16 protein-coding genes are annotated in these 20902 nt (G+C 71.1%); 10 read left to right on the top strand and 6 right to left on the bottom strand.

Features of this window, described 5'->3' with window-relative positions; genetic code table 11:
• Positions 1 to 86: 86 nt before the first annotated feature.
• Positions 87 to 899, top strand: coding sequence for a S1 family peptidase (locus ACH4OW_RS31290; RefSeq protein WP_398031156.1), 813 nt, complete (start codon positions 87 to 89; stop codon positions 897 to 899).
• A 209-nt stretch (positions 900 to 1108) separates the two neighbouring features.
• Here the strand turns inward: ACH4OW_RS31290 and ACH4OW_RS31285 are convergent, their stop codons facing one another.
• Positions 1109 to 1339 carry a hypothetical protein gene (locus ACH4OW_RS31285; protein WP_003981845.1) on the bottom strand — a complete coding sequence of 77 codons (231 nt, stop codon included), beginning with the start codon at positions 1337 to 1339 and terminating at the stop codon, positions 1109 to 1111.
• A 446-nt stretch (positions 1340 to 1785) separates the two neighbouring features.
• On the opposite strand from ACH4OW_RS31285, the gene ACH4OW_RS31280 reads away from it, so the two are divergent.
• The 4 genes from ACH4OW_RS31280 to ACH4OW_RS31265 all read left to right on the top strand — a co-directional run bounded on the left by ACH4OW_RS31280 (position 1786) and on the right by ACH4OW_RS31265 (position 6472).
• Complete coding sequence (locus ACH4OW_RS31280) at positions 1786 to 3906, top strand: type IIA DNA topoisomerase subunit B (RefSeq protein WP_398031154.1); 2121 nt, start codon at positions 1786 to 1788, stop codon at positions 3904 to 3906.
• Between the two features lie 179 nt (positions 3907 to 4085).
• Entirely contained in the window at positions 4086 to 4574 is a 489-nt protein-coding gene (locus ACH4OW_RS31275) for a DUF1453 domain-containing protein (protein WP_398031152.1), read from the top strand.
• Positions 4575 to 4613: 39 nt separating this feature from the next.
• Complete coding sequence (locus ACH4OW_RS31270; protein WP_398031150.1) at positions 4614 to 5804, top strand: ATP-binding protein; 1191 nt, start codon at positions 4614 to 4616, stop codon at positions 5802 to 5804.
• A complete protein-coding gene (locus tag ACH4OW_RS31265) occupies positions 5801 to 6472 on the top strand; it encodes a response regulator (protein WP_398031148.1) in 672 nt (223 codons plus the stop codon). Before ACH4OW_RS31270 ends, ACH4OW_RS31265 begins: the two co-directional genes overlap by 4 nt.
• A 72-nt stretch (positions 6473 to 6544) precedes the next feature.
• On the opposite strand, the gene ACH4OW_RS31260 is transcribed toward ACH4OW_RS31265, so the two are convergent.
• The 3 genes from ACH4OW_RS31260 to ACH4OW_RS31250 form a co-directional block, all read right to left on the bottom strand.
• On the bottom strand, positions 6545 to 7219 hold the full coding sequence (locus ACH4OW_RS31260; protein WP_398031147.1) for a response regulator: 675 nt from the start codon (positions 7217 to 7219) through the stop codon (positions 6545 to 6547).
• A complete protein-coding gene (locus ACH4OW_RS31255; RefSeq protein ID WP_398031231.1) occupies positions 7216 to 8913 on the bottom strand; it encodes an ATP-binding protein in 1698 nt (565 codons plus the stop codon). The genes ACH4OW_RS31260 and ACH4OW_RS31255 overlap by 4 nt, the downstream gene beginning before the upstream one ends.
• A gap of 510 nt (positions 8914 to 9423) precedes the next feature.
• Positions 9424 to 10476 (bottom strand): sucrase ferredoxin, encoded by a 1053-nt coding sequence (locus ACH4OW_RS31250; RefSeq protein ID WP_398031145.1) that lies wholly within the window; start codon positions 10474 to 10476, stop codon positions 9424 to 9426.
• Positions 10477 to 11073: 597 nt separating this feature from the next.
• Here ACH4OW_RS31250 and ACH4OW_RS31245 point away from each other — a divergent pair.
• Both ACH4OW_RS31245 and ACH4OW_RS31240 read left to right on the top strand, forming a co-directional pair.
• Positions 11074 to 11481 (top strand): SgcJ/EcaC family oxidoreductase, encoded by a 408-nt coding sequence (locus ACH4OW_RS31245; protein ID WP_398031144.1) that lies wholly within the window; start codon positions 11074 to 11076, stop codon positions 11479 to 11481.
• Positions 11482 to 11715: 234 nt separating this feature from the next.
• Entirely contained in the window at positions 11716 to 12669 is a 954-nt protein-coding gene (locus ACH4OW_RS31240) for a transposase family protein (RefSeq protein WP_398031143.1), read from the top strand.
• Here ACH4OW_RS31240 and ACH4OW_RS31235 read toward each other — a convergent pair.
• A complete protein-coding gene (locus ACH4OW_RS31235) occupies positions 12666 to 14150 on the bottom strand; it encodes a citrate/2-methylcitrate synthase (protein WP_398031141.1) in 1485 nt (494 codons plus the stop codon). The two genes, ACH4OW_RS31240 and ACH4OW_RS31235, sit on opposite strands and share 4 nt — an antisense overlap.
• Positions 14151 to 14286: 136 nt before the next feature.
• On the opposite strand from ACH4OW_RS31235, the gene ACH4OW_RS31230 reads away from it, so the two are divergent.
• Both ACH4OW_RS31230 and ACH4OW_RS31225 read left to right on the top strand, forming a co-directional pair.
• Positions 14287 to 15453 carry a citrate synthase gene (locus tag ACH4OW_RS31230; RefSeq protein WP_398031139.1) on the top strand — a complete coding sequence of 389 codons (1167 nt, stop codon included), beginning with the start codon at positions 14287 to 14289 and terminating at the stop codon, positions 15451 to 15453.
• 58 nt (positions 15454 to 15511) lie between these two features.
• The gene (locus ACH4OW_RS31225) at positions 15512 to 16792 is read left to right on the top strand and encodes a CobW family GTP-binding protein (protein ID WP_398031137.1); all 1281 of its coding nucleotides are present in this window, start codon (positions 15512 to 15514) and stop codon (positions 16790 to 16792) included.
• Positions 16793 to 16865: 73 nt separating this feature from the next.
• Here ACH4OW_RS31225 and ACH4OW_RS31220 read toward each other — a convergent pair whose 3' ends face one another.
• Entirely contained in the window at positions 16866 to 19313 is a 2448-nt protein-coding gene (locus tag ACH4OW_RS31220) for a DNA topoisomerase IV subunit A (RefSeq protein ID WP_360133483.1), read from the bottom strand.
• Between the two features lie 248 nt (positions 19314 to 19561).
• On the opposite strand from ACH4OW_RS31220, the gene ACH4OW_RS31215 reads away from it, so the two are divergent.
• Complete coding sequence (locus ACH4OW_RS31215; protein WP_360133598.1) at positions 19562 to 20899, top strand: pitrilysin family protein; 1338 nt, start codon at positions 19562 to 19564, stop codon at positions 20897 to 20899.
• The last annotated feature ends 3 nt before the right edge of the window (positions 20900 to 20902 follow it).

Here is a 20902-nt window from a genome sequence, read left to right as displayed (position 1 = left end):
CCGGGCCCGCGGTGTGTCCGGGTGCGTGATCAGCGCGGCTGGCTCACCCTGGGTGTGCGAACACTTCCGCACAGTCAGGAGCGTGTATGCGAGCCTATGTCCGGGCCGCCCTCGGGGCCCTAGTCCTGGTTCTCGCCGTACCGGTGACCGCGCAGGCGGACGGGGTGGTGGTGGGAGGGCAGCAGGTGAAGCTCTCCAACAGCCCGTGGATGGTGGCCATCAGCTCCCGCTCGCGCTTCGGCTCGGACCGTTCCGGCCAGTTCTGTGGCGGGGTGCTGGTCGGCCGGGCGACGGTGGTCACGGCGGCGCACTGCCTGAGCCGCGCCGTGCTGGGAGTGGAGTGGCAGCAGGTCAAGGACCTGCGGATCATCGTGGGCCGCGAGAACATGCGGGGCCGCACCGGGGAGGAGCTGGTGCCGCGGCGGGTCTGGGTGAACCCGGCGTACGACAGTTACAGCAACGCCGGCGACATCGCGGTGCTCACGCTCGGCAAGCAGCTGCCCAAGGGGCGGTCGCTCCCGATGGCCAAGGCCGGAGACGCCGCGTACAAGGCGGGCACCAGGGCGAACGTGTACGGCTGGGGCGACACCACCGGGAACGGGAGCTACGCCAACGCGCTCCGCACGGCGCAGGTCCAGGTGCTCTCGAACGCGGCGTGCAGCAGGGCGTACCCGGGCAATGCCGACGGTAAGTACATGGCCGATTCCATGCTGTGCGCGGGCGCGCCGGAAGGCGGCCGGGATGCCTGCCAGGGGGACAGCGGCGGTCCGCTGGTGGCGCAAAAGCGCCTCGTGGGACTGGTCTCCTGGGGGACGGGCTGCGGAAAGGTCGGCAAGCCGGGTGTCTATACGCGCATCTCGACGATGATGAAGCACGTGACCGCCCATGGCGCCGGCTGAGAGCCGTAGCGCGGGGCAGGGACCCCGAGGTGCGAGGCGGAGGCCGGCGGAGCCTCAGCGGGCCCAGGAGGGCACGTGCGGCAGCAGCCGTAACGCAGGGTCCGTCGGACGTGGAAGCAGACGCGAGTGCGGGCGGTCACCCGGGGTGCCGGGAGACCGCCCGCCGCACGGCCCTAGGCCGCTGCTCGCTCGTCGTCGGATGCGATGTGTCAGCGTTCCTCGTCGGACGCAGACGCGGGAGAGGCGGTCAGCCGCTCCGTCTCGTCCTGTATTTCCGCGGCGATCTTCTTGAGTTCTGGCTCGAACTTGCGACCGTGGTGGGCGCAGAAGAGCAGTTCGCCGCCGGACATCAGGACGACGCGCAGGTATGCCTGGGCGCCGCAGCGGTCGCAGCGGTCAGCGGCCGTCAGCGGGCTCGCGGGGGTCAGAACAGTAGTCACGTCGCCTCTTCTCTAGCTCGACGAGCTGTCGTACCAGGGTCAACATCCAACCAGGCCGAAAACGTTCCCGCTCGTGCCTATTCCCTGAAAATTTTTTTCCGGGGAAGCCGGGTGTTGCCGGGTGGCGGCGAATGAGCCGTATTGCGTGGTGGTCTGATTCACGTTGGTTGCTGGGATTTTGTCCTCCCGGCTGGCTTGCCGGTTGTTCAAGAGGACGTGCCCGGAGCCTAAATGGTTCATGCCTCGAAGGGAACGTGATGTGCGCGTCACTGGGGACTCACCCCATCGAGGTATCGAACACGTGAGCGAAAGTCTACTACCATGGACATCCTTACGGGTGGCGTCACATCGGCTCTACCGGGCCTCGGTACGCTCTGACCGGCGACACCGCCACGACCGGGTCCGCGGAATGCGGACCACCAGTAATTCAGCGAGGAGCGAACCGCGTGACCGCCGAGATGTCCGTGCCGTCCACCGCAGTGCTGACCGGGGCAGACCGGGACGGTTCCAACTACACCGCGCGGCACCTGCTCGTCCTGGAGGGGCTGGAGGCCGTCCGCAAGCGCCCCGGCATGTACATCGGCTCGACGGACAGCCGCGGCCTGATGCACTGCCTCTGGGAGATCATCGACAACTCCGTCGACGAGGCGCTGGGCGGCTACTGCGACCACATCGAGGTCGTCCTCCACGAGGACGGCTCGGTGGAGGTCCGGGACAACGGCCGTGGCATCCCGGTCGACGTGGAGCCCAAGACCGGGCTCAGCGGCGTCGAGGTCGTGATGACCAAGCTGCACGCCGGCGGAAAGTTCGGCGGCGGCTCGTACGCGGCCTCCGGCGGCCTGCACGGCGTCGGCGCCTCCGTGGTCAACGCGCTGTCGGCGCGGCTGGACGTGGAGGTGGACCGCAACAGCAAGACCCACTCGATCAGCTTCCGCCGCGGCGTACCCGGCATCTTCACCGAGTCGGGACCCGACGCCCCCTTCGACCCGGCCAACGGCCTGCGCAAGAGCAAGCGCATCGCCAAGGCGAAGACCGGCACCCGCGTGCGGTACTGGGCCGACCGGCAGATCTTCCTCAAGGACGCCAAGCTCTCCCTGGAGAACCTGCACGCACGCGCCCGCCAGACCGCCTTCCTGGTGCCGGGCCTGACCCTGGTCGTACGGGACGAGCGCGGCGTCGAGAGCGAGGCGGTGACGGAGGAAACCTTCCGGTACGACGGCGGCATCAGCGAGTTCTGCGAGTACCTCGCGCAGGACAAGGCCGTCTGCGACGTGCTGCGCCTGTCCGGCCAGGGCACCTTCAAGGAGACCGTGCCGGTCCTGGACGACCGCGGCCACATGACGCCCACCGAGGTCACCCGGGAGCTGGGCGTCGACATCGCGCTGCGCTGGGGCACCGGCTACGACACCACCGTCAGGTCCTTCGTCAACATCATCGCCACCCCCAAGGGCGGCACGCATGTGTCCGGATTCGAACGGTCGGTGGCCAAAACGGTCAACGAGGCCCTGCGCGCCACCAAGCTGCTGCGCGTCGCCGAGGACGACGTCGTCAAGGACGACGCCATGGAGGGCCTGACCGCGGTCGTCACCGTCCGGCTGGCCGAGCCGCAGTTCGAGGGCCAGACCAAGGAGGTGCTGGGCACCTCGGCCGCTTCCCGCATCGTCGCGCAGGTCGTGGCCAAGGAACTGAAGGCGTTCCTGACCTCCACCAAGCGGGACGCCAAGCAGCAGGCCCGCGCCGTGCTCGACAAGATCGTGGCGGCGGCCCGCACCCGTATCGCGGCCCGTCAGCACAAGGAGGCCCAGCGCCGCAAGACCGCGCTGGAATCGTCCTCGCTGCCCGCCAAGCTGGCCGACTGCCGCAGTGACGACGTCGAGCGCAGCGAGCTGTTCATCGTCGAGGGCGACTCGGCGCTGGGCACCGCCAAACTGGCGCGCAACTCCGAGTTCCAGGCGCTTCTGCCGATCCGCGGCAAGATCCTCAACGTGCAGAAGGCGTCCGTTTCGGACATGCTCAAGAACGCCGAGTGCGGCGCCATCATCCAGGTCATAGGAGCCGGATCCGGCCGTACCTTCGACATCGACGCCGCCCGCTACGGCAAGGTCATCTTCCTCGCGGACGCCGACGTCGACGGCGCCCACATCCGCACCCTGCTGCTGACCCTCTTCCAGCGCTACATGCGCCCGATGGTCGAGCAGGGCCGGGTGTTCTCGGCCGTGCCGCCGCTGCACCGGGTCGAGCTGACGCAGCCCAAGAAGGGCCAGGACAAGTACATCTACACGTACTCCGACAACGAACTGCGCCAGACCCTGCTGGAACTGCAGCGCAAGAACGTGCGTTACAAGGACAGCATCCAGCGCTACAAGGGCCTGGGCGAGATGGACGCCGACCAGCTCGCCGAGACCACCATGGACCCCCGCCACCGCACCCTGCGCCGCATCAACATCAGCGACCTGGAAACCGCCGAGAAGACGTTCGACCTGCTCATGGGCAACGACGTCGCTCCGCGCCGGGAGTTCATCACCAGCTCCGCCGCCACCCTGGACCTCTCCCGTATCGACACGTGACGGGAGTCCGCGGGGGCGTGTGAAGCGCCGCACGCGCCGGTACGGGCGCCTGTCCACCCACGGGTGGAGAGGCGCCCTCCGTTTTCCACCCGTGGCCCACCCGTGCGCCGATCCGGGCGGCGGGCCGCGCTTCGTAGCGTCGACAGCGTTGTTGTTCCCACGCCACGGAGGCCCAGGCCATGAGCGGCTCGCTCAACGTTCTCGTCATCGTCGCGATCATCGCCCTGGTGGTCGTACGACAGCTCAAACCGCAGCGGCTGGACGCGAACGGCAAGGTCTGGTGGCTGCTGCCCGCCGTCCTCGCCTTCATGGCGGTACGCGAACCGGGGCTGCTCGACGCCGCGCACCCGGCGGAGTCCGGCGCCCTGCTGGCCGTGGGAGTCGTCATCGGGGCGCTCACGGGCGCGGCCTGGGCGTGGACCATGCGGATCTGGACCGATCCGGACGGCGCGGTCTGGTCCTCGGTCCGCCCCGTGACCGCCGCGGCCTGGCTCCTCGGTGCGGCACTGCGGTTCGGCCTGTACGGCGTGGGGCTGCTGATGGGGGTCCACCTGGGCACCCAGGCCACGATGCTGTCCGTGGCCGCCACCCTGCTGGCCCGTACGGGCACCATGGTCTGGCGGGCCCAGACGCTGCGGCCGACGTACCGTGTTGCTGCCGGTGGCTGAGACCGTACGCCCCGCCGGCCCATGCCGGAAGGACCGTTTGTGCAGTTGAGTTCCTGGACGAGCTGGCCCCTGCGGGAGGCGCTCTCCCGAGAAGGGTTCAGCGGTTCACGGCTGTGGGTCGGGCGGGCCATCCGCATTCTGGTGCTGGCCGCCCTCCTGTGGAGCGCCGTGGCCAACCGGCAGTTCAGCGGTACGGGCGTAGCGCTGGGCCTGGCCGGGGTCGCGCTGTGCGGGGCCGCCCTGTGGGCCTTCTTCCGTACGACGCTCCAGCACCGGCTGTGGCCGTCGCTCGGCCTGCTGGCGCTTCTGGAGGCGAGCGCGGTCGTCTTCCACCTGGAGGGCGCGACGGCGCCGGCCGCCGTGGTGTGGGGCGCCGGTGCCGTCGTCTCGATGCAGCGGCTGCCGCTGGCGACGGCGGTGCCGTGCATGGTGTTCTCCCTGGCCGCGTACGCCGTGCGCAGCCCGGACGACTGGATGTCGATTGGGACGACCGTCATCGGGCTCGGGCTGGCCGGGTACGTGCTCCGGCTGGACTCCGAGGCGCGCGGCAACGCGCGGCGGCTGCTGGCCCAGGACCGGGCCGCCCGCAAGGCCGAGGCCGAGACGGCGGCGTTCGCGGAGCGGGGCCGCATCGCCCGTGAGATCCACGACGTACTCGCGCACAGCCTGAGCGCACAGCTGGTGCACTTGGAAGCGGCGCGGCTGCTCATCCAGCGCAGCGACGACCTGGAGAAGGAGCGCGAACAGATCCTGGACCGGGTCGTGGCAGCCCGCAGCATGGCCAGGGAAGGGCTGGACGGCACCCGGCAGGCGCTGTCGGCGCTGCGCGGCGAGATGGCCCCGGTGGAGGACTACCTGCGCGATCTGACGGCCGCTGAGAGCGCGCGCCTGGAAGTGACGGGAGAACGCCGCGAACTGCCCCCCGAGGCCGGACTCGCGCTGCGCAGGGTGGCGCAGGAGGCGCTCACCAACGTACGCAAGCACGCTCCGGGCGCACGGGTGACCGTACGGCTCGACTACGCGGAGGGCGAGGTGGGCCTGGAAGTACGGGACTCGGGAGCGCGCAGGAAGCCCAGGGCGGACCGGCCGGGGGCCCTCCGGGACCTCGGCACGTCCGGTTCCGGGTACGGTCTGCTGGGGATGCGGGAGCGCGCCGAACTCCTCGGCGGAACGCTGGAGTCCGGTCCCGCCGAGGAGGGTTTCGTGGTGCGGTTGAGGGTGCCGGCGTGACGGCGCGAGTGGTGGTCGCCGACGATCAGACCGTGGTGCGCGAGGGAATCGTGATGCTGCTGGGGCTGCTGCCGGGCATCGAGGTGGTGGGTTCGGCGGGCGACGGCGAGGAAGCCGTACGGCTCGCCGCCGAACTGGCCCCGGACGTCGTCCTGATGGACCTCCGTATGCCGCGCTGCGACGGTGTCGAGGCGACCCGGCGCATCCGGGCGGAGCACCCGGGTACCGAGGTCGTGGTGCTGACGACCTACGCCGACGACGACCACCTCTTCCCGGCCCTGGAGGCGGGTGCGCGCGGCTACCTGACCAAGGACGCGGACGGCGACGAGATCGTACGGGCCATCGAGGACGTCCTGTCGGGGCAGGCGGGGCTGTCGCCGAAGGTGCAGCGGCGGCTGCTGGAACGGTTCGCCGAACCCGTACGGAAGCCGGCGGCGCCGGCCCAGCCCCCGGACGGGCTGACCGCGCGCGAGGTGGAGGTGCTGCGGCTGGTCGCCGAGGGGCTGTCCAACCCGGAGATCGCCCGGTCGCTGCACGTCTCGAACGCGACCGTGAAGACGCACATCAACAACCTCTTCGCCAAGGCCGGGCTGCGGGACCGGGCCCAGGCGATCCACTACGCGTACCGGCACGGTCTCGCACAGCCGCCCGGAGCGTCCATCACCTGATGGGGTGATGGCGGAGCACAGGCGTGCCGCGCGGCCGTGGCGACCTGTGACGCGAGCCGGTGGAGCCGGCCGTCAGACCCACACGTAGCGGTGCTCAGGGCGCCCGGTCTCACCGTACTTGAGGCTGAGGCGGACCCGTCCGGCGCGTTCGAGGAGCTTCAGGTAGCGCTGGGCGGTCTGCCGGCTCAGGCCCGCCTGCCGGGCCACCTCCTGGGCGGACAGCGGTGCTTCGGCCGACCGCAGGACGGAACGGACCCGGTCGGCGGTCGCCGTCGAGTGCCCCTTGGGCAGCTCGGCGGGCCCGGCGTTGGCGCCGCCCAACGCCCCGAAGATCCGGTCGACTTCCGACTGCTCCGCCTGCCCGCCGCCCTCGAAGGTGCGGTGCAGAGCCGCGTAACCCTCCAGCTTGGAACGGAGACCGGCGAAAGTGAACGGCTTGACCAGGTACTGCAACGCGCCCTGGCGCATGGCCGCCTGGACGGTCGCGATGTCGCGGGCCGCGGTCACCATGATCACATCGGTCTGCAGGCCGCGCTGCCGCAGATGGGAGACCAGCTGGAGGCCGGTTCCGTCGGGCAGGTAGTGGTCCAGGAGGACGAGGTCGACGGGGAGCGTCTCCAGGGCGGCCAGCGCTTCGGCGGCGGAGTGGGCGAGGCGGATGACGCGGAAGCCCGCGATCTTCGCGACGTAGGCGGCGTTGATCTCGGCGACCCGCACGTCGTCGTCCACGACCAGTACGTCGATCACCGAACGCCCCCCGGAGCGTCACCGGACCGCCGACCGTCCGCCACACACCCACCGGGACCTGCGGTTTCTCCACCCTCCGAATGCCGCTCACCCGGCACGGCGCCATCCGCCGTGCCGGGCACGCCGGACGGCTGCTCCGGTGGGTCCTCGGAGAGCGCGTCGGACAGCGCATCCGGAAGAGTGACGGTGAACACCGCGCCGCCTCCAGGGCCCTCGCCCACCTCGGCAGCACCGCCGTACCGCTCCGCGAGCCGGCGTACGAGCGCGAGACCGATGCCGCGTTGCCCGTGCGCCGGAGGCTCCTTGGTCGTCCAGCCCTCGGTGAAGATCTCCGCGCGCCGGGACTCGGGCACGCCGGGACCGTTGTCGCGGACCCGCACCACGGCGGTGCGCCCCTCGGCCAGGATCTCCACCTCGACCCGGCCACCGGGCCGCCCGGCCGTGGCGTCCAGGGCGTTGTCGACCAGATTGCCGAGGACGGTGACCAGGCCGTGCGGGTCCACCACGCGGTCAGGCAGCCGGCTGCCGGCGGACATGCTCAACGAGACGCCGCGTTCGGTGGCGACCGTCGCCTTGCCGACAAGGAGGGACGCGACCAGCGGATCGCGCACCCGCTCCGTGACCTGCTCGGCGGTCGCCCGGTGCACGCCCACGGCCTGGGTGACGAACTCCACGGCCTCCTCGTGCAGCCCGAGTTCGAGGAGGCCGAGCAGGGTGTGGAGGCGGTTGGCGTGCTCGTGGTCCTGGGCGCGCAGCGCGTCGATCAGCCCGCGGGTGCCGTCCAGCTCACGGCCCAGGCGCTCCAGCTCGGTACGGTCGCGCAACGTCACCACGGCACCGCCGTCGTCGGTCGGCATCCGGTTGACCACCAGGACGCGCTGCCCGCTGACGGCGAGCAGGTCGGCACCGCGGACCCGCCCGGCCAGGACCTCGGCGGTACGTCCCGGTGGCAGCGCGTCCTCCAGAGGACGGCCGGTGTCCTCGGCACGCAGGTCGAGGAGGCGCTGCGCCTCGTCGTTCAGCAGCCGGATCCGGCCGCGCTCGTCGAGCGCTATGAACCCCTCCCGGATGCCGTGCAGCATCGCCTCGCGCTCGGCGAGCAGCGCGGAGATGTCGGAGAAGGCCAGGCCATGGGTGCGGCGCTGGAGACGCCGGGCGACGAGATAGGCGGCCAGCGCGCCGACGGCGAGCGCCCCGCCGGCGTACGCGAGCAGTTGCGGCACCGTGGACAGCAGCCGTTCCTGGACACTCTCGTACGCGATGCCGACCGAGACGGCGCCGACGATTTCACCCTTCTCGTCGCGCAGCGGCACCTTGCCGCGCGCGGAGCGGCCGAGGGTGCCCTCGTCGATCTGCATGACCTCATGACCGGCCAGGACGCCGCTGGGGTCGGTGGAGACGCGCCGCCCGATCTCGTCCGGGTCGGTGTGGGACCAGCGCACGCCCCGTACGTCCATGATCACGACGTACTCCGCCCCCGTGGCGCGGCGGATCCGCTCCGCCTCGTTCTGCACGGGACCGTTGCGGGCCGGGCGGGAACCCTCCAGCGCGTCGTCGAGGCGGGACTCGGCTGCGGTGGTCTGGGCTATGGCGAGAGCACGGCGCATCGCCTGGTCGTCGAGCTGTGCGCTGAGCGGAGCGAGGAAAAGGCCGGTGACGAGCGCCGTCACGCCGGCGGCGATGGCGAGCTGCATGAGCAGCACCTGGGCGAAGACGCGGCGCGGCCAGCCCAGGCGGGAACGCAGGCCCGACAGCGCGGCGCGGAGCCCGCCGCCGGTGCCCCGCCCGGCCCCCTGCCGCGCGTCGATCTCGTCCCTCACGCCCATACGACCAGACAGTAAGCGGGGCGGCGGCCGGCCGGGTAATCCGCCCGGCCGCAGGAGCTGGGTGCGGACGCCAACAAACAAGGACCTGACGAACCCCTGACGAACTCCTGCCGATCCCCTGTGGATAAGCGCTCCGGCCGTCGCTGCGGAGGTTATCCACAGGCCTTTCGCGGGCTTTCCGCGTCGGCCTAATCTCGCAGAGTCACAGCGAAGCTACCGTTCGCGAGGAGTGGACGGGAGCGGGACGGGGGAGGCGACGGCATGAGGTCGACGGGCTTGGTGGGGCGAGTACTGGGCAGGTGGCGCGGCCGCCGGGCGAGGCGAGCGACCGGCACGGGGTGTGAGAACCCGGCGGAGGGCACGTCTGGCAGGACGACATCAGGCGAGGCGGCGTATGGACAACACGGCCATGCGGGCGGGCTTGCCGAGCGGAAAGCCGCAGCTGGCAGGGGCCGGGGTGCCGTCTGCGCGTTGCTCGACGGCGACCTGCCAGGACCGGCCGTCGCGGTGCGCGACGGTAACAGTCCAGGCGGGCGTGGAGGTGGCGCGAGGACGCGGCGGTGCGGCCGGAGAGGTCGCCACGGCCGCGGAGGACAGTGCCATCGCGGGGGGTGGCGCGACTGCAGGGAACGGCGTGACCGTGGTGAGCGGCAGGCCCCCGAGGGGCGGCGTGACCGCGGGGAATGGTGCGGCTTCGGTGCGCACGACGTCGAGCGCATCTGCTCGGTCCTCAAGTATCAGCTCACGGACCGCGAGGTCGGCGGCTTGCGCCGGGCGCTCCCAGGTCGATCGGCCCCGGCAGTGGTCCAACAGGATCCGGCCCTCGCGCGCCGACGCCACGGCGTCCTTGACCAGGGGAGCGGAGGCCCGACCGTAGGCGTATCCATAGGGCAGGACGAAGAGGGTGGGGGAGAAACGGTGACCGCCGATGTGGGTCACTTCCCACGCCTCGGCCCCGCTGGCGGCAAGCTCCGCGGCCAGCGGCCGCCCGAGGACGGCGCAGCAGCGGTCACGCTTGCCGTTGGTGCAGATGAAGACCAGCGGCTCACCGTCATATGGCTCCCAGAGGCCGTCGTGCTCGCCGGCACCCAGCCGGACGAAGTCGAGGCCCAGCAATGGTTCTGCGTCGGCGAGGGTGGTGGTGCGTATCCAGGGGCGGCCCGGCGCGGTGTGCGCGACAAAGACCCGGCAGCCGTCGAGGCGACGGCCATCCGCATGCCGCCCCGGCCGGCGGACCAATGCGACGCGTACGCCCGTGCCGTTCGCCGCCGTCTCCAGGGCGCGGCCGATACGCGGATCGAGGTGACTTTCGGTCAGCGCTTCGGTGCCCCAGGGCCCGGTCTGTTCGACAAGCAGCCAGGTCCGGGCCGTGGCCGAAGTACCCGCGACGGGCTCGGCGCCATCACGGGAAGCGGTTGCGCAGGTGCTCACATAGGTAAGCCTAACCTCACTTGGCGCCCCCGTGGCCCCGGAACGGAACTCATGGAACTAACGGAACGGCTGGAGGTCTGAATCGGCGCCGTTGTGGTTCGGTGTGGCGCTCGTCGGGGCGGGGATGAGCGAGGGCGTAACCACTCGTTCCGGCCCCGCTGGGAGGAGGTTGAGGCGCGACGGTGGCTACCTAGACCACCGGGCTCGGCAAGGGGGTGTGACGGCCAGGGTGCGTCGGACGCGATGTATGAGGAGCAAGGGACAAGGAGCGGCGAGGGACCTGCCCGGCTCTGGGAGTGGTCGTGACCAACACTGCGGAGAAGCAGCCGACTTGGCGGCTTATGAGGCCAACCGCCGGAGCGCGTTGAGCACTTCCGCCTCGCGCTCACGGGGTGGCCGAGCGCGGTGTTGGTCGGGCGTGGTGGCGGGCGTGGTGGTGGGCGCGATGGCGGTGTCGGGCATCCGGCACCTGGCGTCCGGTATCCGGCAGTCGGTTCCTGGTGCCCGGCGCTTACGGGCTGGGGATCGATTGACCTTGCGGCGGGGCTTGATCTCAAGTGCGGTTGAGGTTTGATGATGACCGGCATGGAGACAACCGTGACGGACCAGCAAACGCAGGAAGCCGAGATCGCGGCGATCAAGCAGGTGATCGCCACGCTTGAGCATTCCCAGCAGAACGAGTTGCCCGAGGAGTTCGTCGGCCTGTTCCGGGCCGATGCGATCTGGACGACGGGCGGTGGTAAGCGGCTCACCGGTCGTGATGAGATCTCGTCCTTCACTCACCAGGTGCTGCCGGGAGCCATGCAGGACTCGACGGCCACGTACGAGGTGGTGAACGTGCTGTTCATCCGACCCGACGTCGTCGCGGTCAAGGTGCATGCGCAGTACTGGACGCTGGAGGGGGAGCCGATCGGGAATCCGGGCACCCCGCTCTACGTGATGGCCAAGGAAGACGGGCAATGGCTCCTGGTCGCCTGCCAGAACACGGAGGTTCTCGACCAGTGACGTAAGGAGGCCGTACAGGTTGGGCGAGTTGTGAGACACGCTTGGCTCGTGCGGCCTGTTCCCGCCCTGCCCTGTCGGGGATCTCCCGCGCACGCCTTGGCGAGCTAATTGAAGAGCTCGCCCCCGCGTGGCAGGCCGCTCGCGAATCAGCGTTGCGCGAGCGTCGGGGCCGGACAGCGACGCCGGTCTGCGGGTGCCGGGCCCAGGCGACGCCTGGTGTTCGTGGACCGACTCTTGGTCGCGCTCGTGCAGCTGGGCACGGGCGTGTCGCACGCGGCGCTGACCGAATTGTGCGGAGTGGACTGTTCCATCGTATTCGTGGCGATCTGCGAAGTTCGTCCGCTGCTGGCGGCCCGCGGCTTCGCGATCCCCGACCGGCCCAGGCTTCGACTGCGCACGCTGGAAGATCTGTTCGCCGACGCCGACGCCGACGCCGACGCCGACGCCGACGCCGACGCCGACGCCGACGCCGACGCCGCGCGCGTGGGCCTGTGTATCGATGGGACCGAGGAGCAGGTCCGCCGCTCGCGCACGGGGCGGTCCGGACGCAAGGCGTTCGTCTTGGGCAAGAAGAAGCAGAACACCATCAGGGCGACCACCTTCAGCGACGCCCAGGGCCGCACCCTGTTCAGCGGCGTCGTCCGCCCGGGCCGGATACGCGATCAGGCCGCCGTGCGCACCGAGGGCATCGCCGAGCAGTTTCGTCAACACCCGCGGGTGGAGGCCGAGGTGGACGAGGGGTACCGGGCCTGGCCAACGAGTTTTCCGCGCGAGTCAGTGCCCCGCCCAGGTAGCCGAAGGCCGATGTGCTGCTGGGCGGACAGTACGCCTGGCGCGAGCTGTGCCGTTGCCAGTCCTCCCGGCGGATCCGCGTGGAGCACACCAACGCGGCGTGCAAGCAGTGGCAACCCCTGCAGCGGTTCACCGGCCGCCGCGAGACCTATGCCGAACTATGCCGAAACCCACCTCGCGATCGCCTCGCTGGTCTCCGACCGCTCCGCCCGGCGGGCAACTCGCCGCAAGACCAGCACCGAACTGGTGCCTGTCCTGCGACGTGCGCTGATCGTTGGTGGCTGCGCCTGTCGGGGGGCTTGGAGGAGGGGGCGGGGGCTGGGGGAGAGAGAACCGGGAGGCGTTCGCTTGGCTTCCGACTTGAGGTGCCGCCCGTGCCCCCCCCGCACCCCTTAAGGCAGTGGTCGCGGTGGGCGTGGTCCCTGGTAGTGGCCGCTGGGGCGGATGCGCATGGGGTGCTCCTCGTACTCCTCCAGCGCGTGGGCGATCCAGCCTGCGGTGCGGGCCACCGCGAAGACCGTTTCGCCGGCCTCGGTGGCCATGCCCGTCGATACGGTCAGTACGGAGAGGGCGAGATCCACGTTGGCGTGTAGGGGGGTGTGCCGGGCGGTTGTCGCGGCCACCTCGCGTGCCGCGCGTAGTGCCGGAGCGGCTTGCGGTACGTCTTCCAGGAGGCGGAACAGGGCTCGGGCGCGCGGGTCTTCGCCTGGGTAGAGGCGGTGGCCCAGCCCGGGTACGCGGCGTCCGGCGCGCAGGTGGTCCGCGACGACAGCTGCCGCGCTGCCTCGTTCCAGTACTTCCAGCAGCATGCGGTGCGCGAGGCCGCTGGCGGCGCCGTGCAGAGGGCCGTCGAGGGCGCCGAAGCCTGCCGACACCACGGCGTACGGGTGGGCCCTCGCGGAGGCGGCCACCCGGGCGGCCAGGGTCGAGGCGGCGAGGTCGTGGTCGATGAGGAGGACGAGGGCCGCGTTCAGTACGCGGAGTGACGCTTCGTCGGGCGCTTCCGGGGTGAGGCGCGACCAGAGGCGGCGGGCGAGCGGATCCGTTGCGTGCCCCTCGCGGCTCTCCCGGCCACTTTCCCGGCCCTCTTGGCTCTCCCGGGCCCCCTGGCTCTCCCAGGCCCTGTGGCTCCGTCGAGCCTCCTGGCTCCCCCGAGCCTCCTGGCTCCCCCGAGCCCCCTGGCTCTCCCGAACCTCTTGGTTCCCTCGTACCCCTTGGTTCCCTCGCCTCTCTCTGCCTTGCCTGGCCTCCCCGCCTTCCCCACAGCCCCCGCCGCCCCGGTCCTCCCCGTCGTTCAACCGAGGCAACGCGTCGACGAGTACCGGGATCAGGGTGCGTGCCGTGTCCAGGACGGCGTCTTCGGTCAGGTCGAAGCGGAGTGGGTCGGCGGCGGCCGCGGCCACGACTGCCACCCGCAGCCGGTCCATCGGGCCGCTGTGGGCGGGGAGTGCCGCGACGGCCTGGCGGGCGGCGTCGAGGGCTTCTTCGGGGGCGGTGAAGCGGATGCCGGGGCGCAGGACGCCGGTCCAGAGCCAGTCGGCGACCTCTTCGTAGCCGTAGTGGTCGGCCAGTTCGGTGGTGTCCACGCCACGGTAGTAGCAGTGGTCCTTGTCGATGAGGGTGATGCCGGTGCGGATCGCCAGGTCGCCGCCGGAGGCGGGTGGTTCGCGGCGGGCGGCGCGCCGGGCGAGTGCGTCCACCTCCTTGGCGTCGAAGGTGCTGCCGCGCCCGCCGGGGGCCCGTCGGCTGGTCAGCTGGCCGCGGCTGACGTACGCGTAGACCGTTTCCGGCTTTACGCCGAGCCGTTCGGCCGCCTCGCGGGTGCTCAGCCGCCGGGTGCCGCCGTCGCTGCCGCTGTCCGTTTCGTGATCCGCCATGGGGCTCACCGTATCGACTCCCGACCGCATCGACATTGATTCAATCAATATTGACACCTGTTGAGTCAAGGATAGACAGTCGAATCAATATCCGGGAGGCCGCAGCAGCGCGGACTCGGAGCGAAGGAGGACCGTCATGCCGATGGCCGAGGCCGACACGACCGTCGACGTGCCCCGCGGGCTCGCGGGGGTGATCGTCACCGAGACCGAACTGGGGGACGTACGGGGCGGGGAGGGCTTCTACCACTACCGCCAGTACTCCGCCGTCGAGCTCGCGCAGAGCCGTACCTTCGAAGACGTCTGGCACCTGATGTTCCGCGGCTTCCTGCCGGACGCGGAGCAGCGCGCCGCCTTCGCCGCGGAGACCGCGCGGCTCCGCCACCTGCCCGCATCCGTGCAGGACGCGCTGCCGGGCATCGCCCGCGCCGGTGCCCGCAGCGGCCCGCTCGCCGGTCTGCGTACCGCGCTCTCGCTGCTCGGCGCCGCCGCGGGCTTCCAGCCCCTGTACGACATCGACCACGGGCAGCGCGGTACGGACGCGCTCGTCGCGAGCGCCGCGGTGCCCACCGTGCTCACCGCCCTGTACCGCCTCGGCCGGGGCCTGGAGCCCGTCGAGCCGAGGGACGACCTCCCGTACGCCGCCAACTACCTCTACATGCTCACCGGCGAGGAGCCGGAGCCCGCACGTGCCGGCGCTGTCGAGCGGTACCTGATCTCCACCATCGACCACGGGTTCAACGCCTCGACCTTCACCGCCCGGGTGATCGCCTCCACCGGCGCCGATCTCGCGGCATGCCTGGCCGGAGCGGTCGGCGCGCTTTCCGGGCCGCTGCACGGCGGGGCACCCAGCCGGGCCCTGGACGCCCTCGACGCCATCGGCAGCCCGGACCGTATCGACGAGTGGATCCGCGAACGGGTGCGGACCGGGGAGCGGATCATGGGCTTCGGGCACCCGGTGTACCGCACCGAGGACCCGCGTTCGCGCATGCTGCGCGACATCGCCCGGGGGTTCGGCGGGCCGCTCGTGGACTTCGCGGTGCGGGTGGAGGAGCGGGTCGAGGCGCTCCTCGCCGAGCTCAAGCCCGGACGGGAACTGCACACCAACGTCGAGTTCTACGCGGGCGTGGTCATGGAGCTGTGCGGTCTGCCGCGTGAGATGTTCACGCCTACGTTCTGTGCGGCCCGGGTGATCGGGTGGAGCGCCAATATCCTGGAGCAGGCGGACGACTCGAAGATCATCCGACCGGCGGCCCGCTATGTGGGTCCGCCCCCGCCGCAGCCGGTGCCCGCCGCGCTGAACTGACGGTGCGCCGGACCGACGGCGCCCCGTCGTACCGACGAACGACGATGGAGGCGCCCCCTTGGCCCCGCAGGCCCCGCCACAGATCCCGGTCATCGTGCTCGCCGGATTTCTCGGATCCGGTAAGACGACCCTGCTCAACCACCTGCTGGGCCGCAGCGGCGGCAGCCGCGTCGGCGCGGTCGTCAACGACTTCGGCAGCATCGAGATCGACGCCATGACGGTGGCCGGCCAGGTCGACTCGATGGTCTCCCTGGGCAACGGCTGCCTCTGCTGCGCCGTCGATACCAGCGAACTGGACGAGTACCTGGAGCGCCTGGCCCGGCCGTCCGCGCGCATCGACGTCATCGTCATCGAGGCCAGCGGGCTGGCCGAGCCCCAGGAGCTCATCCGCATGATCCTGGCCAGCGAGAACGACCGCATCGTCTACGGCGGGCTGGCCGAGGTCGTCGACGCGGCGGAGTTCCGGGCGACCCGGGCCCGGCACCCGGAGATCGACCGGCATGTGGCCATCGCCGATCTGGTGGTCCTGAACAAGGCCGACCGGATCGACGAGGAGGAGCAGCGCGCGCTCCTCGGCACCCTCGCCGAGCTGAGCCCGGGGACGCCGGTCGTGCCCGCCGCGTACGGGCGGATCGACCCGGAGCTGTTCTTCGACCGCAAGCCGCGCGACGCGGACGACGCGGCGGTCCGTCAGCTGTCCTTCGAGGACCTGTTCCGCGAGGAGGCGGAAGGGGAGGCCGCAGCGGGCGGGGAGGTGTCCGGGGAGCATGCTTGCGGCGAGCACGGGCCGGGGTGCCAGGGGCACGGGGCCGGCCGGCACCTCCACGCCGGCTACGAGAGCGTCGAGTTCGTCTCGGACGAGCCCGTGAACCCGCGCCGGCTCATGGCCTTCCTCGACAGCAGGCCCGCCGGTCTCTATCGGATCAAGGGGTTCGTCCACTTCGACGTGCCGGAGAACCGCCAGAAGTTCGCCGTGCACGCGGTCGGCGACTTCCTGCGTTTCTACCCCTCGCCGTGGCAGCCGGGCGAGGAGCGCCGCACCCAGCTCGTCCTGATCGGCAGCGGGGTCGACGCGGCGGCGCTGCGCAAGGAACTGGCGGGCTGCCGGGAGACGGGGCCGGAGCGCGCCGAGCCGGACAGTATGTGGGGGGTGCTGCGGTACGTACCGTCGGGGGGCGAGCCCGGGGGCTTCGGCGCGGGGGAGCCCGGCGAGCCCGCGGACTTCACGGCGGGGGAGCCCGACGAGCCGACGGATGCCTCACCGGGGGAGCCCGGCGAGCCGGCGGGCTTCGCACCGGGAGAGCCCGAGGACTTCGGCGAGCCGCAAGCCGGACGGTAGAGCGATCCCCACGCGAGAGCGGGGCCCGGGCCGGCCGCAGCCGTCCGGGACCCGCCCTAACCTCATCGCGCCCTTACACCGGCCCCGCCAGCGCCGCGACCGGCTTCGTCAGCGGTACGCCGGAGCCGTCCCGCCGCGGGTCCGGCTCCGGCAGGTCGACCGGTGCGCCCTTGGCGTCCGCCGCCCGTACCGGCACGGCGCCGGCCCAGGCGAGCGTGAGGCAGTCCTCGCCCTTGAGGAACCGCTGGCAGCGCACGCCGCCGGTGGCCCGGCCCTTGCGCGGGTACTGGTCGAAGGGGGTGAGCTTGGCCGTCGAGGCCGAGTCGTCGAGCGTGCCGTGCGAGCCGGAGACCGTGAAGACCATGGCGTCGGCGGCCGGGTCGACCGCCGAGAAGAAGATGACCTTCGCGCCGGAACCCAGCTTGACGCCCGCCATGCCACCCGCGGGCCGGCCCTGCGGCCGCACCTGCGCCGCCGGGTAGCGCAGCAGCTGCGCCTCGTCGGTGATGAAGACCAGGTCCTCCTCGCCCGTGCGCAGCTCCGCGGCGCCCACGATGCGGTCGCCCTCCTTGAGGGTGATGACCTCCAGCTCTTCCTTGTGCGACGGGTAGTCCGGCACGACGCGCTTGACGATGCCCTGTTCGGTGCCGAGTGCCAGGCCCGGCGAGGACTCGTCCAGCGTCATCAGGCAGATCAGCCGCTCGCCGTCCTGGAAGCTGAGGAACTCCGAGACCGGTGCGCCGCCGGAGAGGTTCGGCCCGGCGGCAGTGTCGGGCAGCTGCGGCAGGTCGACCACCTGGAGCCGCAGCAGCCGGCCCGCCGAAGTGACCGCGCCCACCTCGCCGCGCGTGGTGGCCGGCACGGCCGAGACGATCACGTCGTGCTTGGCGCGCCGTGCGTCGGCGTCGAAGCTGACCTCGCCGTTGGCGGTACGGGCCAGCAGCCCCGTCGAGGAGAGCAGCACCCGGCACGGGTCGTCCGCGACCTCCAGCGGCACCGCGGCCACCGGCGCGCCCGCCGACTCCAGCAGGACCGTACGCCGGTCCGTGCCGTACTTCTTGGCGACGGCGGCCAGCTCGCCGGAGACCAGCTTGCGCAGCTCGCTGTCCGATTCGAGGATCTTGGTGAGCTCCTCGATCTCGGCCGTGAGCTTGTCGCGCTCCGACTCCAGCTCGATGCGGTCGAACTTGGTCAGCCGGCGCAGCGGGGTGTCGAGGATGTACTGCGTCTGGACGTCGCTCAGCCCGAAGCGGTCCATCAGCCGCTCCTTGGCCTGCGCGCTGTTCTCGCTGGAGCGGATGAGGCGGATGACCTCGTCGATGTCCACCAGGGCCGTGAGCAGGCCCTCGACCAGGTGGAGGCGGTCCCGCTTCTTGGTGCGGCGGAACTCGCTGCGCCGGCGCACCACGTCGAAGCGGTGGTCGACGTAGACCTCCAGCAGCTCCTTGAGGCCCAGCGTCAGCGGCTGGCCGTCCACCAGCGCGACGTTGTTGATGCCGAAGGACTCCTCCATGGCCGTGAGCTTGTAGAGCTGCTCCAGGACGGCTTCCGGGTTGAACCCGTTCTTGATCTCGATGACCAGGCGCAGGCCGTGCTGGCGGTCGGTGAGGTCCTTCACGTCCGCGATGCCCTGGAGCTTCTTCGCGCCGACCAGGTCCTTGATCTTGGAGATGACCTTCTCGGGGCCGACGGCGAACGGCAGTTCGGTGACGACCAGGCCCTTGCGACGGGGCGTCACATTCTCGATCGCGACCGTGGCGCGGATCTTGAACGTGCCGCGGCCGGACTCGTACGCGTCCCGGATGCCGCTCAGGCCCACGATCCGGCCGCCGGTCGGCAGGTCGGGGCCCGGCACGAACCTCATCAGCGTGTCGAGGTCCGCGTTCGGGTGCTTGATCAGGTGGCGGGCGGCGGCGATGACCTCGCCGAGGTTGTGCGGGGGCATGTTCGTCGCCATGCCGACCGCGATGCCGGAGGCGCCGTTGACGAGCAGGTTCGGGTACGCGGCGGGGAGGGCGACCGGCTCCTGCTCCTGGCCGTCGTAGTTCGGCGCGAAGTCGACCGTGTCCTCGTCGATCGACTCCGTCATCAGGGACGTCGCCGAGGCCATCTTGCATTCGGTGTACCGCATGGCGGCGGGCGGGTCGTCGTTGCCGAGCGAGCCGAAGTTGCCGTGCCCGTCCACCAGGGGCACCCGCATCGAGAAGGACTGCGCCATCCGGACCAGGGCGTCGTAGATGGAGGCGTCGCCGTGCGGGTGGAGTTTACCCATCACCTCGCCGACGACCCGGGCGCACTTGACGTAGCCGCGCTCGGGGCGCAGCCCCATCTCGTTCATCTGGTAGAGGATGCGGCGGTGCACGGGCTTGAGGCCGTCGCGGGCGTCCGGGAGGGCGCGGGAGTAGATGACCGAGTACGCGTACTCAAGGAAGGAGCCCTGCATCTCGTCGACGACGTCGATGTCGAGGATCCTCTCCTCGAAGTCGTCCGGCGGCGGGGTCTTCGTGCTACGGCGGGCCATCGCGGCTGCGGCTCCTTCGCTTGCGTCCTGCTGCTTGCCGATGCGGGATCAACGTTCGGGTCTGACGCGGACCATTGTGGCCCGCCCCACTGACAACGCCGACCGCGACCCTCCCCGGCCCGTCGGACGGGGTGGCTGCGAGGACCGCTCGTACGAGGCAGCCCGGACGGGAACTTCGCCATAGCTCGGCGCGCTTGCATACAGTGACAGAACTTCCTCGCAAGCGGATCGAAGGGACGTACATGCCCATGGGTCACACGGCCACAGAACAAGCCGGCTCCGGCGGCCTGACAGCGACCGAGCACCGGCTGGCCAACGGCCTGCGTGTGGTGCTCTCCGAAGACCACCTGACCCCGGTCGCCGCGGTCTGCCTCTGGTACGACGTGGGCTCGCGCCACGAGGTCAAGGGCCGCACCGGCCTGGCGCACCTCTTCGAGCACCTCATGTTCCAGGGCTCCGCCCAGGTCAAGGGCAACGGACACTTCGAGCTGGTGCAGGGCGCCGGCGGCTCGCTGAACGGCACCACGAGTTTCGAGCGCACGAACTATTTCGAGACCATGCCCGCCCACGAGCTGGAGCTCGCGCTCTGGCTGGAGGCGGACCGGATGGGCTCCCTGCTGACGGCACTGGACGAGGAGTCGCTGGAGAACCAGCGCGACGTCGTCAAGAACGAGCGCCGCCAGCGCTACGACAATGTCCCCTACGGCACGGCCTTCGAGAAGCTGACGGCGATGGCCTATCCGGAGGGGCACCCCTACCACCACACGCCCATCGGCTCGATGGCCGACCTGGACGCCGCCTCCCTGGAGGACGCGCGGGCGTTCTTCCGTACGTACTACGCGCCCAACAACGCGGTCCTGTCGGTCGTCGGCGACATCGACCCCGAGCAGACCCTCGCCTGGGTGGAGAAGTACTTCGGCTCCATCCCCGGCCACGAGGGCAAGCGCCCGCCGCGCGACGGCTCCCTTCCGGACGTCATCGGCGAGGAGCTGCGCGAGGTCGTCGAGGAGGACGTCCCCTCCCGCGCCCTGATGGCCGCCTACCGCCTCCCGCAGGACGGCACCCGTGAGGCCGACGCGGCCGACCTGGCGCTGACGGTCCTGGGCGGCGGCGAGTCCTCGCGGCTGTACAACCGGCTGGTGCGCCGCGACCGTACGGCCGTGGCCGCGGGGTTCGGCCTGCTGCGGCTGGCCGGCGCCCCGTCGCTCGGCTGGCTGGACGTGAAGACCTCCGGTGGCGTCGAGGTGCCGGCGATCGAGAGCGCCGTGGACGAGGAGCTGGCCCGCTTCGCGGCCGAGGGGCCCAGCCCCGAGGAGATGGAGCGCGCGCAGGCCCAGTTGGAGCGCGAGTGGCTGGACCGGCTCGCGACGGCCGCCGGGCGCGCCGACGAACTGTGCCGCTTCGCCGTCCTCTTCGGTGACCCGCAGCTCGCCCTGACCGCCGTGCAGCGCGTCCTGGAGATCACCCCGCAGGAGGTGCAGGAGGTCGCCAAGGCCCGGCTGCGCCCCGACAACCGCGCGGTGCTCGTGTACGAGCCGACCGAGCCCACCGCCGCCGAGGACAACGACGAGGAGGCGGCCCAGTGAGCG

It is taken from the genome of Streptomyces sp. NPDC017056 (assembly GCF_044332485.1).
Taxonomy (GTDB): Bacteria; Actinomycetota; Actinomycetes; order Streptomycetales; family Streptomycetaceae; genus Streptomyces.
This window is presented reverse-complemented; position numbering and strand designations above follow the sequence as displayed.